Raw genomic sequence first — 14,940 nt, 5'->3', positions numbered from 1 at the left:
CGGGGCCGCCGGCTCCGGTGGCGGCCTGAGCCGTAAATCCCCGCTCAGCCCTGGAGGGCGACGCATCCCCTCCCTCCAGGGAGGGGAGCCTTCAAGAGGGCCACAAGCTCTTCCGCGACGAGCTCGGCGTCGCCCTCTGCCGCCACCCGCAGCTGCAGGAAGCTACGGCTCGGCGTCAGATATCCGACGGGCCACGCAATCGTCGCCGAGAATCCCATCGGCTCGCCGAGGAGTTCAACCAGGAGCCGTTCGACGGGATCATAGCGAAGGCCCACAACGGGGTTGATCTTCAATGGGACGTGATGTGACGCGCGATTGAGCCCGAGCCAGGCGTGGAAGCCGTCGCCAAGCTCCAGCGAGTAGATGTCACCCGCTCGCTTGTGCCATCCGGCGTCAGCCATCCGCCGCTGAGCAGCACCGCTGAACGCGGCGATCAAGTCCCGCATCGCCCCGTCAGCCTAGAAATCCAGCCCTGGCCTGTCTGCACGGGGGAGCCACGAGTCGGCCTCCGGCGGCCCCACTGCCCGAGGAACTGGGGAATTACGGGCTCTGTCGAAGATGTTGTGATCGGACCCGTCAGCTCGCGAGGAGTACGCGGCGGCGGAGCAGGTCGAGATTGGCACGACCGTAGCCCTTGCGTTTGAGGAGCTTGATGCGTGTGACGTGATCTTCAACTTGGCCTGTGCTCCAGTGACTTGAGAGTCCTGCGATGACGGCGTCTTGATCGCGGCGTAGTCCGGTGATCAGGGAGTGCAGGGCTGGTAGGTCGTCGCCCATGACACGGTTCATCCAGTCGGGCAGCAGGTCGCCGCGGCGGTCGTGGAGCATGGCGGCGAAGTCGCGGACGTGTCTGGCCGTGGCGTCGAGGTGCGGGCATGCGGCGCGGAGCTCTTTGAGTTCCTGGGCGTCGCTGGAGGAAAGCCGGTCGGGGGTCGTCATGATCCAGCGGACCACGCGGCGGGGACGCGGGGCGGGCCGGGGTGCCGTCAGCAGTCCGCGCTCTTTGGCGGGACGCAAGTAGCGACGGACCGTCTGGATGTCCCCGTGGAAGCCAAGGGCCTGGATTTCACGGTGGAGGCTGGGGATGTCGTGACAGCCTTCGTTCCAGCGCTCATGCAGGTAAGGCTTGTACTCGTCCAGGATGGACTGCCGGTTGACCGCCTTGACCAGTAGCTCGTCGATGCAGGTGGCGCGAGCGAAGCGGCGCACGGTGGAGTTGTCCAGTCGCAGTTCCCGGCCGATGGCGCCGAGGGATTTGCCTTCAGCGAGGCGTTCCTGCACCGCCGCGAAGCGTTCTTCGGTGCGGGCGACCAGGCGACGCGGCCGACCGAAGCAGTCACCTGTCCCGTCCGGAGGGTCGAATGGCTCCGCGTGGTCGTCCGGGTCTGGCTCGGGGACCGTGATTGCTGTGAAGGCTGACCGGATGCACGGATAGGGCGACCCAACGGTCTTCTCAACCGCCTCGGCGACGTTCCGCCAAAGGTGCCACCCGTCGGCAACCTGCACGGCCTGGGGAGCGCCAGTCCTGGCCCCCTCAGCGTAGGCACCAGCGCGGTCCCGACAAATGATCTCCACCTCCGGATGCGTGGCCAGCCAGGCGGCAAAGGGCTCGGCTTCCCGCCCTGCCAGCACCTCGACCGGCCGACGGGTCTCCAGGTCGACGAGGACGGTGGCGTATGAGTCGCCCTTCCGCAGAGCGAAGTCGTCCACGCCCAGGACGCGCACCGGCCCTTCGGGAGGGTCAGGCATGGCCCTCACCAGGCTCAGCAGGGTGTCCTTTTCGACATGGATGCCCAGCAGGGCGGCCAGGCGGGCACCGGGCCGACCGGCGAGCGTGCAGGCGATGGACAGCAGGACCGACCGCAGCAGCGGGTTCTGCGGGCGTGCGGCGAGGTCAGCCCCTCGACCTGTTCGGCGAACGTCACTGCGGAGCAGGTGCCATTCAGGCACCGGAAGCGGCGTACCAGCAGCTCGATGACCACGGCTCGGCCGCCTATCGCAGCGTCCGCCAAACGTCGGACATACCGCCCGTGAACCCGGCCGGACGGCCTTGAACAGTGTGGACACGCTGCCCCGGCAGCTCTGGCGTGCGCGTGCAGAACGATCTCGGTCGCCGACTGCTGGACGAACTCGACTACGACACCGGCCAGATGAGGAAGAAGCGCTTCAAGACTTCGCGAACCACACCAGCGACAACGTGCCGGACCAGCCACCGGGCACGGGTCCGATCACAAGATCTTCGACAGAGCCGAATAACGTGATCGTCCACACAGGGGGAGTCCGCATCCGCCTCGTTCCGGACCGGCAAGCGTTGAGCACGACCAGGAGTGCGGATCAAGCGGTCCTGCCACCACGCCGGATGTCGACGCGCTCCCACTCCAGTGCCCACCGCCTCATGCGACGCCGGTCCAGCAGGACACGTGCGGTCCGTGCGAAACCCCAGACCACGCCCGCGGCCACTGCAGCCACGCCGACACCGATGAAGGAAGACCTCACCATCGCGTCGGACTCAGCCGGGGGCTGGGAGACCAGGTCACCTCGCGCATTCGTCCAAACCCGTACCTGCGCTCCCGCGTGGGTATGCGCGGCCACCGTCGTCCGGCCGGTGTGCGCGCGGCCATCGGACGTCGTCCACCGGACCGTCGCACTGGCCCTGCTCACGTCCGCGTGCCCGGGCACCACGTCCCTGGCGTTCTCCAGGAGGACCGCCACGACCTCCCGGCGCCCGGAACGCTCCTCCTCGAAGCCCCGGTCCGCCTCCACCGCGGCCAATACGCCCGCGGTCGCGCCACCCAGCACCCCCACGACCCACGCGGTGAGCAGCAGCCACGCCTCGACGACATCGCTCACCCGGCGAAGCGGATTGCGCCTGAACCGCCACAGCCTTGCACGGAGCGTTCTTCGCTGAACGGGTCTCATCGCCACGAGCCGACACCCCCCTTACGAGCACCAGCGCCTGTTTCCAGTGTCCTCCGGAACGGTAAGGAAAGTGCCGCTGATCGAGAAGCCCTCGGAGAGCGATCAGTGCTGCCGGCTGCCCATCTCCGCGGTGAAGAGCACCGGGCCGGTGTCGAAGCCTCAGATCATCCCGCGCATCTCCCACGCTCCGGAGGAGTCCCTGGCGAACTCGGCGACCGTCGTCGCTGTGGAGTCGGCTACCTGGGCGAAGTCGTCCACCGGCAACTGCTCGTAAGAGTTTCGGCAGCGTTGGGCTTCGTCCTAGCAGTGCCTGTTGCGTGGTGGCTCCGCGCCGTCGGGGACGAGCTCACTCGAGTGGTGTGGCCGAAGACCAGACGCCGAACCACTGTTCGGCGCCGTAGGCCTCGAACCGTTCCAGCTCGGTGAACCCGAGCTTCGCCGCGAGGCGCATCGAGCGGGCGTTGGCGGTCTGGGTGTAGAGCACCACCGGCTCACCGGGCAGCGCGCCGGCAAACCACTCGAGTGCCGCTGTGCACGCCTCGGTGGCGTACCCGCGTCCCCACGCCTCCGGTAGGAACAAGTAGCCGAGCTCGGTCTGCCCTGCCTCCAGACGGCGGTTATTCGGACGCTCGGGGGCGTGCGGTTTGAGCTGGATCGTGCCGATCATTGCTCCGTCGAGTTCGACCACGAACCAGCCACGGCGCTGCCCGGGCACCTCGGGCATCGTGCGTTCGAGCTCGGCGCGCGGTCGAGGGCCACCAAGGTAGGTGTTCACCTCTGGTGAGGCGTTCAGCTCGATGACCGCCGCGCGGTCCCGGGCCTCGGACTCGCGGAGTACGAGCCGCTCGGTCTTGATGGGGGCCGGTGGCCAGGCGACGGGTCCAAGTTCAGTCATGCCGACCAACTAATCAGCAGGCTCGGCAGTGATCAAGACTCGCGGACCGATCAAGCCACCCCCAAGCAAGTGGGGGTGAGGAGCGGCCCCGGCCGGTTTCAAGGTTCTGTCCGCAGTTCCTTGGAAGCTCATGGCTGCGTGAGGATCCGGGTCCGGAGGAGTTCGAACGAGGCTGGACCGTACAGAGCTCGCTTGAGTGTTTGCTGCACGGGGTGATGTGCAAGCCCCGTGCGAGATGCGCCAGTTCAGGATCGGGGACTTCTGGACCATGACGCGCAGTCGCAGATCAGCTCTTGGGGCGCTCGCCTCCGCGATGGCCTGCGGCGATGCCGTGCGGGGCGATGGCGTCGATGCGGGCGAGCTCATCTGGGCCGAGCCGGATCGTCGCAGCCTGGGCGTTCTGGCGCAGGTAGGTGCGTCGCTTGGTGCCGGGAATGGGTACGACACTCTGCTGGTGCAGCCACGCCAGCACGAGCTGGGCCGGCGTCACCCCCCTGGACTCCGCGAGTCGGCTCAGCTCGTCCACCACTCGGAGGTTGGCGGCGATGTTGCCGTCGGCGAAGCGCGGCAGGTTCCGCCGGGCGTCGTCGGCCGTGAGCTCGGCGGCGCTGTTGATGGCGCCGGTCAGTAGACCGCGGCCCAGGGGGGAGAAGGCGACGAAACCGATGCCCAGTTCGCGAACCGTGTCCAGGACGCCGTTGTGCTCGACGTCCCGGGTGAACAGCGAGTATTCGGACTGGACGGCGGCCAGGGGATGGGTGGCGTGCGCCCGGCGGATGGTCTCCGGGTCGGTCTCGCAGACGCCGATGTACCGGACCTTGCCGGCTTGGACCATCTCGCCCATGGCGCCGATGGTCTCCTCGATCGGGACCTTGGGGTCGACCCGGTGCAGGTAGTACAGGTCGATGACGTCCATGCCGAGGTGCCGCAACGAGCGGTCGATGGCCCGGTGAGCGTAGGCGGGGGTGCCGTTGTGCCCGTGGGCGGTGCCGTCGTCGTCGAACTCGGTCGCGAACTTGGTGGCGATCGTGATCTCGTCGCGTCTGCGGCCGAGCGCACGGCCCAGCAGCTTCTCGTTCGCGAAGGGGCCGTACGCCTCGGCAGAGTCGATGTGGGTGACTCCCAGGTCGACGGCCGCATTGAGGGTGGCGATGCTCTCCCGCTCGTCGCGCGGCCCGTACCAGACGCTCATGCCCATGGCGCCCAGGCCCTGGGCGGAGACGCTCAGGCCCTGCGAGCCCAGTTCCACGTTGTGCATGACGGTGCCTTTCCGGCGGTTGTGGGTCAGGACTGCTGCAGGCCGGCGTCGGCGGTGATCAGCCGGGCCAGCCGTGCGGGTGCTGAGAGGAACGGGGAGTGGCTGGTGGGCAGCCGGTAGGAGCGCTCGGAGCGGACCGCCATGGCCTCCTGGAAGGCGAGCGGGAGGGCCTGGTCCTGCTCGCACATGATGTAGCTGGAGGGCACGGCCTTCCAGGTTGCCGCGGTGAGGGGCTCACTGAAGGACTTCACGGTCTGCCGGACTAGACGTGCGGCGGCGCGCTCGGCGTCCTCCGGGGCGGCGTCGGCGTAGAAGTAGTTCACGGGGTCCTCGTTGGCGGGCAGCGTGCCGGTGTCGCCGATGGGGAGCTGTCCCCCGCTCTGGTCGGCGAGGGAGTCGCCCTCGTCGAGCTGGAAGACGGAGAGGTAGAGCAGGCGTGAGACGTTGGCGGTACTGGTGGCGGCCTCGGTCGCGGGCAGGCCGCCGTAGGAGTGCGCTAGGACGGTCACCGGGCCGTCGATGCCGGCCAGACGCTCATGGATGACCCGTGCGTCGTCGTACATCCCGGCGGTGTTCTCGGGGTCGGCCGAGGCGCTCGGCAGATCGACGGTGGCGACCCGCCATCCGAGCGCGGTGAGTTCGGGGGCGAGTTTCTCCCAGCACCAGGCGCCGTGCCAGGCGCCGTGCACGAGCAGGATCGCGGGCTGGTTGTTTTCTGCAGAGGTCATGGATCAGCCTTGGGACTACGGGTGATAAACGGACACGGCCGCGCGGCGGATGGGGTGGTCGCTGCTTGGCGCGCTGCCGGGAGCGCCTCATCGGCCGCGGTGTGGAGGGGCGGTGGAGCACCGCCTGCCGGCGAAGTTACGGCCGCGCGGAGGTCCGGGCCATGCTCGGTTGTCCACGGTTCTTGTGCGGCCGTCCTATGACGTCGGCTGCACGCCGACCGGGGCCCGGTGACCGTCCATAGTGGGCTGTGGGCTGTTCGCATGCCCGGGAGGCGTTGTTTCAGCTGCTGCCGGTGACCCTTCCCGCCTGCGTGAGAGCGGGCTGGAGCCGGACCATCCCTCCGGTGGGTTGAACCGCTCGAATTCCCTGCCGCCGCGTCGACCAGGCACAGTCGCGGGCGGGAGTCGTCTCCCGCGCGGACGTGCCGCGAAGGAGCAGTTGCGTGAGAACCATGATCGACGGCATTGCCGTCCAGGCCCAAGGTCTGCAGAACGGACCCGCCGTCTTGCTGGTGCATGGCTTTCCCGACACTTCGGAGCTCTGGCGCCACCAGGTACCTGCACTGCTGGACGCAGGCCACCGCGTGATCACGATGGACCTCCGCGGCTTCGGTGCGTCGGACAAGCCCGCCGCGGTCCATGAGTACGCCCCGGCGTGCGTGCTGAGCGACCTCGAGGCCGTACTCGACGGGCTCGGTGCCGACCGCGCTCACGTAGTCGGTCACGACTGGGGCGCTGTGATCGCCTGGATCTTCGCTTCCGCGAATCCCGGGCGGGTCGCGAGTCTGGCCTGCCTGTCGACCGGCCACCCCGCCTGCTACCGCAGAGCGGGCCGGGAGCAGCGGGAGAAGGGCTGGTGCACGCTGATGTTCCAGTTCGATGTCGCGGAGGAGTGGCTGGTGCAGGACTCTGCCGCCCAGGTCTGCGAGCTCCTCTCCGGGCACCCCGATGTGGAGAAGGCCGTCGCCCGCCTGCGGCAGCCCGGAGCCATGACCGGCGCGCTCGGGCTGTACCGGGCCTGGGCTCCGTCGGCGTCGCTGGTGGGCCGACGCCCCGCGGCCGCTCCTGTTCGCGCACCCGCCATGGGGTGTGGGGCAGCGCGGACCGCTTCCTCACCGAGCGGCAGATGACTGGCTCGGCGGAGGAGGGGCGCGGAGAATGGCGGTACGAACGGATCGACGGCGCCGGGCACTGGCTCCCGCTGGAGGCGCCCGATACGGTCACCCGGCTGTTGCTGGACTTCCTGTCGCGGACTGCCGGGGCCGAGCGGGCGGGGCGATGACCGCGGCGGTGCCCCGGCACGGGCTCGAAGCCGTCGGCGGAGCCGCATGGCGCCGGCCGCGCCCGTGGGAGGACAGCCGATGGATCCGTTGACCGACGTACTGGCCCTGCTCGATCTGCGCAGTGCGCAGTTCGCGCGGATGGAGACGCAGGAGCCGTGGGCCGTCGGCTTCTCGGGCTACCGGCACATCAAGTTCGGCGCTGTGCTGGAGGGCAGCTGCCGGATCGCGGTCGCCGGCCTCCCCGCCCCGGTGGTGCTCGGCGAGGGCGACTGCTACCTGATCGGCAGCGGTCGCGCCTATGAGTTGTCCGGCGGGCCGGTCATTCCGGCGGTGCCGAGCGCCAGGGTCTTCGCGGACTACACCGAGGGGGCGACCGTCCGGATCGGGGCGGCCTGCGACGCGGTCGTGGTGGGCTGCGGCTTCGACCTGGACGAGGCCAATGCCACGGTGCTCGTCGATGTCCTGCCGCCGCTCGTCCACGTCGGCGCCAGTTCCAGTGCGCCGCGGGCGCCATCCGCGCCGCACTGGAACTGCTCCGGGCGGAGACCGGCGCGCCCGGCCTGGGTACCCCCTTCGTCACCGAGCGGCTGGCCCAGGTCCTGCTGGTCCACCTGCTGCGGGCTCATGTCACGGAGCGAGGCGCCACCGGGGGCGTGTGGCTGACCACCCTCGCCGACCGACAGATCGGGGCCGCACTGGCTCTGATGCACGACACGCCCGCACACCGCTGGACCGTCGCCGGGCTCGCCGCCAAGGTCGGCATGTCGAGGTCCCAGTTCGCCGCCAGGTTCACCGAGAGCGTCGGCCTACCGCCGCTCGAGTACCTCGCGAGCTGGCGGATCCGTTCGGCGGCGCGGGAGCTGAGAACAACCGACCGCACCGTCTGGGCGATCGCCTCGCGCTGGGGCTACGGATCCGAGAGCTCCTTCAGCCACGCCTTCAAGCGCGTGATGGGTGCATCTCCCGGACGCTACCGGGCGGGGCGGACGCCTCAGGACCCTACCGACCAGGAGTGACAGCGTGGCCGCCCGGGATCCGCTGCGCCCTTCCGCTCCTGATCCACCCCGTGAGCAGGCACTACGCACGTTTGGAGGCCGACCTGCCACTCGGTCGGGGCCTGCGCGTGTGTCCGGGTGCCAGATCCTGCTGTTCCCGGCATGGGGTGCAGCGTCGAGATCCTCGGGACGGGCGGCACCGGCGCATGCAGGCGATCTCTCTCGGGGGGACCGAAACCTGGCCTCGTGGGCGGTCCGGGCATGGGGGTTCACCGCGTCGCCGGCTCGCTCAGGTCGGGGCCACCGTGGCCGCGAACTCAGTGCTCTCCGGCCGTGGCGAGCACCCTTGCCCTCATTAATCAAACACACTAGTCTGTTCGATTAGTGGAAGCCTCCACGGGGAAGACCACATGCCGTCAAGGCGCGAGAAGCGGTTCCCCCAACCCGGAGCCCTGCGCCGGAATCCATGCCGCACGTCCCTGCCGGCGGGGCGACCACCATGAGAGAAGAGCCACCCATGCGTGCACTGGTCCTGGAAGAGTTCGACACCCCGCTGATCCCCAAGGACATCGAGAAGCCCACTGCCGGCCCTGGCCAGGTCCTCGTCCAGGTCAAGGCCAGCGGCGTCAACCCGCTGGACACCAAGATCCGGGCGGGCAAAGCCCCCCACGCCAGGCGCACACTGCCCGCCGTACTCGGTCTCGACCTCGCCGGTGTGGTCGAGCAGGTCGGCGAAGGGGTCTCCGGCTTCGCTCACGGCGACGAGGTCTACGGCATGACGGGCGGCGTCGGCGACTTGCAGGGCTCTCTCGCCGAGTACGCCGCCGTCGACGCCCGGCTGCTCGCCCACAAACCGGCCTCGCTCAGCATGCGGGAGGCCGCGGCGCTGCCACTGGTGGTCATCACCGCCTGGGAAGGACTCGTGGACCGGGCACAGGTCCGCAAGGGTCACAAGGTCCTCGTCCACGGCGGCGCCGGCGGCATCGGACAGGTCGCCGTCCAGATCGCCCGCGCCCGCGGCGCCGAGGTCTACGCCACCGGCTCCGCGCGGAGCCTGGAGACCATCCAGCGACTGGGGGCGACCCCGATCGACTACACCACCACGACTGTCGAGGAGTACGTCGCCAAGTACACCGGCGGCGAAGGCTTCGACATCATCTTCGACACCGTGGGCGGAAAGACCCTCGACACGTCCTTCACCGCGGCACGCACCTACACCGGCCATGTCGTCAGCGCCCTGGGCTGGGGCACCCACAGCATCGCCCCGCTCTCCTTCCGCGGCGCCACCTACTCGGGCGTCTTCACCCTGCTGCCCATGCTCACCGGCCGTGGCCGCGAGCACCACGGTGAGATCCTGCGGGAAGTCGCCGCCCTGACCGACAGCGGGTTGCTCAAGCCCGTTCTCGATCCCCGCCGTTTCACGCTGGACACCGTCGCCGACGCCCACACCGCAGTGGAGACCGGCGCCACCACCGGCAAGGTTGTCGTTGACATCAAGGCGTGACTCCCGAGGTCGTGCGGTCCCGGGGTTGTGTGGACCTGGGCGAGCGGGGCCGGGGTGAGCGGGCCCGGCCCTCCTGATCACGGAGCCAGGGCCCCAAAAGAGCCGAGTCGGCTGCGGGCCCGGACCGTTACGGGCGTCCGGATGGCCAGGCGTGACCGGCCCGTGTCTCGCCAACCGGTCGCGGCGTCCACGGTCGCCAGAGGAAAGCACCGTCGGATGGTTGTCGGACACGCGCTCATTGCCTACGACAGTACGTGTCCGGAGTTGCACCCTCTGGCGTATCGGAGGGGGATGCTCACGTGCCGTCCGTGTGCAGCGCCGGCCTTACTCAGGTGTGGCTGGCGAGGAGTCGGCGGGCTGCGGTCTTCGCCTCGTCCACGACGGTGCGGTCCTGCAGCAGGCGGCCGGAGGCCAGGGCGCCGTCGATCAGGAGCCCGATGTGCCAGGCGAGCGACTCGGGAGTCTCGGCCCCGGCCTTCTCGCTCAGCTCGGTCAGCCACGCCTGACGGCGCCGCGTGTGCTCCAGGGTGATGGCCCGGGCCTCCGAGTCCGGCTCGGCCTCGACGGCGGCACTGACGAACGGGCACCCGAAGAAGCCGTGCCGGTCGAAGGCGGCCTCCAACGCGTCGAAGAGGCCGACGAGCTGCTCGCAGGCGTCGTGGCCCGCGCGCTCAGCGGCGCTCTGCAGCTGGCTCATCCAGGAGTCGTCGGTTCTGCGCAGGTACGCGGCGATCAGCTCCTCCTTGGTGCGGAAGTGCGCGTACAGGGTCGACTTCGCAACGCCCGAAGCGTCGATGACCTGATCGACACCGACACCGCGCAGTCCGTGCGCGTAGAACAGATCGGCTGCCGCAGTGAGGATCTTCTCCTCGGACTTGGTCTTCCGGAATCGCGTCGCCATGGCTTTCCTCCTTAATCGGACATACTAGTTCGTCTGATTTAAGGAGGGCAAGGCCACCTGGTGAAGCACCGGGGAGAGCTCCTGGGGCGAGTTCTCCCCGTGGTAGGCCACGAAGGGCTACCTCTCCAAACGGGCTTCGGAGCCGCACCAAGTCGGCGTCATGCCGCCTGCCGGGCAAAGATGCTGAGTTGCTGGGCCGGGCCCGCGGTGCGGACATCCCCGCCGGCTCCCGGTGTGCAGCACGTGTCGGCAGGCGGCGGGGATGAACTGTGGGTCACGGCCGGGCAGATCACCGGCCGCTGGGCCGGCGGCGGTGGGCGGGGGAGTGGGACGGTAGTGCTCCTCGGCGAGGTGATCCAACGTGACGGAGTCTGGGCAGATGGTGCGACCGCACAGGCCGGACGGCCTAGCGTACGGGGTTCAGCCCGGCACGGATGTCCGGTGACCGGCGGCCCGGTTGGGCGTGGTCGGCACCAGGGGTGACAGGATGGCCCCATGAGCAACGTGTACTTCGACATCAGCATCAACGGCGCCCCCGCCGGCCGAATCGTCTTCAACCTCTTCGACGAGGTCGTCCCGAAGACCGCGCGCAACTTCCGTGAGCTGGCCACTGGCCAGAACGGCTACGGCTACGCCGGTTCGGGGTTCCACCGCATCATCCCCCAGTTCATGCTGCAGGGCGGTGACTTCACCAACCACGACGGAACCGGCGGCAAGAGCATCTACGGTGAGAAGTTCGAGGACGAGAACTTCGCACTGAAGCACGACCGTAAGTACCTGCTGTCGATGGCGAACGCCGGCCGCAACACCAACGGCTCGCAGTTCTTCATCACCACCGTCCTCACCCCGTGGCTCGACGGCAAGCACGTCGTCTTCGGCGAGGTCGTCGAGGGCCAGGAGCTCGTCGACCGGATCGAGGCTTTGGGCTCGCAGTCCGGCGCCCCCAAGGGCAAGGTCGAGATCGCGGCCTCCGGCGTGGTCGACGGCGGCTGATCCCGGCCTCTCGGGGGCCGCGGCATTTCGTCGACGGGATGCCTCAGACCCCGGTGGGTAGTCAAGTGGCATGCCGTGACGAAGGAGGGACCGGTATCCGCTGCTGGATCAGGCAGGCGGGCGGCTCCGATGGAAACGCCGGGGTTGCTCCTCCTGGCCGTTGCCTGACCGGCCACCCTCGCCAGGTACCTGACGGGCACACAACTGAGAGATCACGCTGAGTAAGGTGACGGCCGTGTTCCGCGAGATCATCGCCCGGCCCGGCCCGGCCTGGCTGAAGCATGAGGGTGCGCCGGGTCCGCGGGACAGAAGACGGCGGTGTGTGGGGCTTTCGGTCACCGCTGTGGCGCTTTTGCTCCTGGGCGGCGGCGCGTACGGGCTGTGGGCTTCCAAGGATGGCGGGGGCACGGTGGGGGCGGCACGTACGGCGGAAGGGTCGGCAACACCCTCTCCGGTCGCCAGCCCCACGTTCCCGCCCCTTGGAGTGAGCGTGTATGGCCCGCCTGCGGCGGTCGGGACTCCCGCCTCGTTCCCCGATATCACCTACCGGGCGGCCGGCCCGCTATCGAAGGCGACGGGCTCGGCTGCGGTCTACCGGTCGAAGGGGGCGGTCACGGCCGCGGAGGCGACGCGCCTGGCGGACGCGCTCGGGGTGGGAACCCTGCGGCTGGCGAGACAGACCTGGACGACCGGGGCGTCCAGGTACGGCAGGTGGCCGGAGGCCGATCTGGGCGAGTCCGCGCCTGGGGGCTGGAACTACAAGAGATGGGCGTCTGGTGGCACGGACCGCTGCGAGCACAGGGACAAGTGCGAATACACACGCTCCGGGGGCGCCTTGCCGAGCGACCGGCTCGCGAAGTCGGTCGCACTGCCTGTGTTCCGGAAGCTCGGGCTGGGGAATGCCAAGGTGACCGTGCGGCGCCAGGAGTGGCGAGGGGCGACGGAAGTGCGGGCCGACCCGGTGGTCGACGGGCTGCCGACCGTCAACTGGGACACGAGGCTGGTAATCAATGGGGACGGGCGCATCGTGGAAGGCAGTGGGTTACTGCGGCTTCCCGTCAAGGACACCGAGTACGCGCTGATCGACGCGGACGACGCGGTGCAGCAGCTCAACGCGGCCCAGCCGGCCCACACCGCAACATCGGGGAAGCAGCTGGTCGAGGCCACGGTGGACGGGGCGCATCTCGTACTGGCGACGGCGACCGTACGCCATGGTTCGGCCCTGGCACCGTTCTGGGCCTTCGACGTCCGTGGGCCGGATGGCACGAGGTCCGTCGTGATGGTTCCGGCGCTCACGCTGGATGACCAGTTCCGCATCGTCCTCCGGTGAACACGGCGAAGGCGGCGCCCCCGGCGGGCGGCACCACGCGCGACGGCGTCCATCAGCCCGTTGTAGCCGCTGTGCTGCAGGGCGTGCCCGGCACGAGGCTGCGCGGCACCCGCTGCCTCCGCTGAACGCTGCGGAGAAGGGATGGCCTGCGATGGTGTGGACGCCGGCTGCGGGTTACCGCTTCAGCGGAGGGTGGCTTTGGACAGGCCGGGATCGATGCCCGGCCTGTTGCACCGGGACTGGCGTTGGTGGTGTGGCGTCCGGCCCTGGCCGCTGGCAAGGGTGTGACTCGTCGGGGCGGACGCGGCTGTCGCCTGATGAGCCGGGCTGGATGTGTATCACTCGTTCGGCGGGCCTGGGGTGCAGCCGGTTGCCGTACCCGGAACTCTAGGATCCATTACCTGGCAAATTAGTTGCGTTTGTTCTTGTTTGGTACGGGCGGGTTGACGGCACCACTGAAGGAGGCGGGATGTCGCACCACGCCGGGAGGACCCGCTGGAGGCGTTTCGCGGTGGTCCTGCTGTCCGGCATCGCGGCGTGCGCGACGGTCGCGATCGCCATGGCGCAGGGAGCGCTCGCCGCCTCGTTCTTCATCTCCGGCCAGAAATTCCAGATCACCGCCGACTCGTTGACCGCCCGTGGGTTCAGCCTCTACGGCATGGTCGACGTGACCAGGAAAGGCGAGCTCGTACCTGTCGTGGTCAGCGGTTTTAGGCATGCCACGCTCAGCGGCCTGTGCCAGTCCGTCGTCGTCGAGGTCCCGGTGCTGGGCACGCAGACGCTGCGCCTGACCGGCAGTGGCCGGCCGGCCGAGGCGTCGGACCTGTTCATCGACGCAACGACCCAGACGGCCCAACGCGGGGATTTCAGCGGCCTCGACATCGGTGTCGCCCAGGGTGCCATCACCAAGGGCCCCGTCGATCCCGGAGACAAGGCCTCCCGCTTCTTCGACCCCGACGGCGTCGGCCAGCAGGCTGCGTCGGCCACCCTGACGGACGTGCGGGTGAGCGCGCTCGCACTCTCTGCCGGCACGATCAGCGTTCCGGGACTGCGCCTGCAACTCGAGAAGGGCAACCACGCATGCCCCTGACCCGGATGGCCCCTCCGCAAGGGCCAAAGGGCCCGGGTCTCACGTCCTCCTCACGGGACCACGACACCACTGATCAGGACAGGACACGTGATCACCACCCCCTTCGGCAGACGACGCGAACGGCTCATCACCGCACCGGAGCTCTGGCGCAGGTTCAGCAGGTGGCGTGGCGAACGCCCTTTCTGGGCCGGGCTGTTCACATTCACCGCCGGCCTGCCCATCCTCTACTGGCCCTATGCGCACCTGGACCTGGGCGGGGTGCCGCTCGCCCTGTCGACGACGTCGGGTGCCGGGTCCCTGGTGATCGGCGTTCTGCTGCTGGTCCTGGGCGTCGCGCTCTGCTACCGCCCCCACCTTCGTGTGTTCGCCGGGATCGCCACCCTCCTGCTCGCCCTCATCTCCTTTCCCGTCGCGAACTTCGGCGGCCTCTTCCTCGGTGCGGCATCCAGCTTGATCGGTGGCTCCCTGGCCTGCGCATGGATGCCGCCCACGGCCGGCGAGCCGTCGAGTGACCGCAGGGCCCCGGCGGTTGCGGAAGGAGAGGGCCGGCGTGGCATCTGAGCTCCGCACCAGCTCGGCCTGCGCTTTCTTGAGGGACGCGCAGGTGTACGCGCACACCGCCGACGAGGAGCATTCGGGGCGGGCCGCGGACGCCTTCAGGTGGTGCTTCAAGCTACGCCAGTTTCGCTGCCTTGCCGGAGCAGGCGGGTGTACGGCGAACGCAGCGCGCTGATGCCAAGCGTAACGCGTAGTGCTCTGCGCAAGCTCGGCACGTCTGGCTCAACGGAGGGTGTAGCCGCACTGGTTGGTCAGGGCATCCGTGATGACGAGTGCGGGGCCTTGCGGGTGCCGGTTGTTGGGGTCGATGGGAGGCTGTGATGGTGCTCGTTGAACCTCGCCAGATGTTGCTCTCGTTAGCGTCTCTAATCAGCTAAGCGATCCCATGCGGACCGTGAGGTCTGACACGGGTTCTGCCCACCTGGGCGGGGACGCATGAGCGTGGAGATGGAAGCCTGCGCCCAGTGTTGCTCCGCGTGGCCGGTG

The 14,940-nt window shown here is 69.1% G+C and carries 18 protein-coding genes and 1 pseudogene; 11 read left to right on the top strand and 8 right to left on the bottom strand.

The window, feature by feature from the left end; all coding sequences use genetic code 11:
• Positions 1-44: 44 nt before the first annotated feature.
• From ACIBJF_RS47645 to ACIBJF_RS47630, 4 genes are all read right to left on the bottom strand, one after another.
• Entirely contained in the window at positions 45-446 is a 402-nt protein-coding gene (locus tag ACIBJF_RS47645) for a hypothetical protein (protein WP_399184015.1), read from the bottom strand.
• Positions 447-576: 130 nt separating this feature from the next.
• The gene (locus ACIBJF_RS47640) at positions 577-1,854 is read right to left on the bottom strand and encodes an ISL3 family transposase (protein WP_399184021.1); all 1,278 of its coding nucleotides are present in this window, start codon (positions 1,852-1,854) and stop codon (positions 577-579) included.
• A complete protein-coding gene (locus ACIBJF_RS47635) occupies positions 1,764-2,213 on the bottom strand; it encodes a transposase family protein (protein ID WP_399184013.1) in 450 nt (149 codons plus the stop codon). The genes ACIBJF_RS47640 and ACIBJF_RS47635 overlap by 91 nt, the downstream gene beginning before the upstream one ends.
• Positions 2,214-2,334: 121 nt before the next feature.
• The gene (locus ACIBJF_RS47630) at positions 2,335-2,850 is read right to left on the bottom strand and encodes a hypothetical protein (protein ID WP_399184011.1); all 516 of its coding nucleotides are present in this window, start codon (positions 2,848-2,850) and stop codon (positions 2,335-2,337) included.
• A 139-nt stretch (positions 2,851-2,989) separates the two neighbouring features.
• On the opposite strand from ACIBJF_RS47630, the gene ACIBJF_RS47625 reads away from it, so the two are divergent.
• A complete protein-coding gene (locus ACIBJF_RS47625) occupies positions 2,990-3,193 on the top strand; it encodes a hypothetical protein (protein ID WP_399184009.1) in 204 nt (67 codons plus the stop codon).
• A gap of 72 nt (positions 3,194-3,265) precedes the next feature.
• On the opposite strand, the gene ACIBJF_RS47620 is transcribed toward ACIBJF_RS47625, so the two are convergent.
• The 3 genes from ACIBJF_RS47620 to ACIBJF_RS47610 form a co-directional block, all read right to left on the bottom strand.
• Positions 3,266-3,814 carry a GNAT family N-acetyltransferase gene (locus ACIBJF_RS47620; protein ID WP_399184007.1) on the bottom strand — a complete coding sequence of 183 codons (549 nt, stop codon included), beginning with the start codon at positions 3,812-3,814 and terminating at the stop codon, positions 3,266-3,268.
• 286 nt (positions 3,815-4,100) lie between these two features.
• Entirely contained in the window at positions 4,101-5,072 is a 972-nt protein-coding gene (locus tag ACIBJF_RS47615; protein WP_399184006.1) for an aldo/keto reductase, read from the bottom strand.
• A gap of 26 nt (positions 5,073-5,098) precedes the next feature.
• Complete coding sequence (locus ACIBJF_RS47610; protein WP_399184003.1) at positions 5,099-5,800, bottom strand: alpha/beta hydrolase; 702 nt, start codon at positions 5,798-5,800, stop codon at positions 5,099-5,101.
• Between the two features lie 452 nt (positions 5,801-6,252).
• On the opposite strand from ACIBJF_RS47610, the gene ACIBJF_RS47605 reads away from it, so the two are divergent.
• The 5 genes and pseudogenes from ACIBJF_RS47605 to ACIBJF_RS47585 all read left to right on the top strand — a co-directional run bounded on the left by ACIBJF_RS47605 (position 6,253) and on the right by ACIBJF_RS47585 (position 9,582).
• Positions 6,253-6,930, top strand: coding sequence for an alpha/beta hydrolase (locus tag ACIBJF_RS47605; protein ID WP_399184019.1), 678 nt, complete (start codon positions 6,253-6,255; stop codon positions 6,928-6,930).
• Positions 6,927-7,082 carry an alpha/beta fold hydrolase gene (locus ACIBJF_RS47600; protein ID WP_399184001.1) on the top strand — a complete coding sequence of 52 codons (156 nt, stop codon included), beginning with the start codon at positions 6,927-6,929 and terminating at the stop codon, positions 7,080-7,082. The genes ACIBJF_RS47605 and ACIBJF_RS47600 overlap by 4 nt, the downstream gene beginning before the upstream one ends.
• A gap of 46 nt (positions 7,083-7,128) precedes the next feature.
• A pseudogene (locus ACIBJF_RS47595) lies at positions 7,129-7,652 on the top strand (cupin domain-containing protein); the annotation flags it as partial.
• An 84-nt stretch (positions 7,653-7,736) separates the two neighbouring features.
• Positions 7,737-8,099, top strand: coding sequence for a helix-turn-helix transcriptional regulator (locus tag ACIBJF_RS47590; protein ID WP_399184017.1), 363 nt, complete (start codon positions 7,737-7,739; stop codon positions 8,097-8,099).
• A 496-nt stretch (positions 8,100-8,595) separates the two neighbouring features.
• Positions 8,596-9,582, top strand: coding sequence for a zinc-dependent alcohol dehydrogenase family protein (locus ACIBJF_RS47585; RefSeq protein WP_399184000.1), 987 nt, complete (start codon positions 8,596-8,598; stop codon positions 9,580-9,582).
• A 328-nt stretch (positions 9,583-9,910) separates the two neighbouring features.
• Here ACIBJF_RS47585 and ACIBJF_RS47580 read toward each other — a convergent pair whose 3' ends face one another.
• The gene (locus ACIBJF_RS47580) at positions 9,911-10,483 is read right to left on the bottom strand and encodes a TetR/AcrR family transcriptional regulator (protein WP_399183998.1); all 573 of its coding nucleotides are present in this window, start codon (positions 10,481-10,483) and stop codon (positions 9,911-9,913) included.
• Between the two features lie 495 nt (positions 10,484-10,978).
• Here ACIBJF_RS47580 and ACIBJF_RS47575 point away from each other — a divergent pair, with 495 nt between their 5' ends.
• The 5 genes from ACIBJF_RS47575 (at position 10,979) to ACIBJF_RS47555 (ending at position 14,457) form a co-directional block, all read left to right on the top strand.
• Entirely contained in the window at positions 10,979-11,476 is a 498-nt protein-coding gene (locus ACIBJF_RS47575; RefSeq protein ID WP_399183996.1) for a peptidylprolyl isomerase, read from the top strand.
• A gap of 235 nt (positions 11,477-11,711) precedes the next feature.
• The gene (locus tag ACIBJF_RS47570) at positions 11,712-12,806 is read left to right on the top strand and encodes a hypothetical protein (protein ID WP_399183994.1); all 1,095 of its coding nucleotides are present in this window, start codon (positions 11,712-11,714) and stop codon (positions 12,804-12,806) included.
• A complete protein-coding gene (locus ACIBJF_RS47565) occupies positions 12,803-12,931 on the top strand; it encodes a hypothetical protein (protein WP_399183992.1) in 129 nt (42 codons plus the stop codon). The genes ACIBJF_RS47570 and ACIBJF_RS47565 overlap by 4 nt, the downstream gene beginning before the upstream one ends.
• Positions 12,932-13,317: 386 nt before the next feature.
• Positions 13,318-13,896 carry a DUF6230 family protein gene (locus ACIBJF_RS47560; protein WP_399183991.1) on the top strand — a complete coding sequence of 193 codons (579 nt, stop codon included), beginning with the start codon at positions 13,318-13,320 and terminating at the stop codon, positions 13,894-13,896.
• Between the two features lie 87 nt (positions 13,897-13,983).
• Positions 13,984-14,457 (top strand): DUF6114 domain-containing protein, encoded by a 474-nt coding sequence (locus ACIBJF_RS47555; protein ID WP_399183989.1) that lies wholly within the window; start codon positions 13,984-13,986, stop codon positions 14,455-14,457.
• Positions 14,458-14,940: the final 483 nt, after the last annotated feature.

Origin of the sequence: Streptomyces sp. NPDC050743 (assembly GCF_044456925.1) — a bacterium.
In the GTDB taxonomy this organism is placed as follows: domain Bacteria; phylum Actinomycetota; class Actinomycetes; order Streptomycetales; family Streptomycetaceae; genus Streptomyces.
Note: the sequence above shows the minus strand (reverse complement) of the source record. Positions and strands in the feature narration are given on the sequence as shown.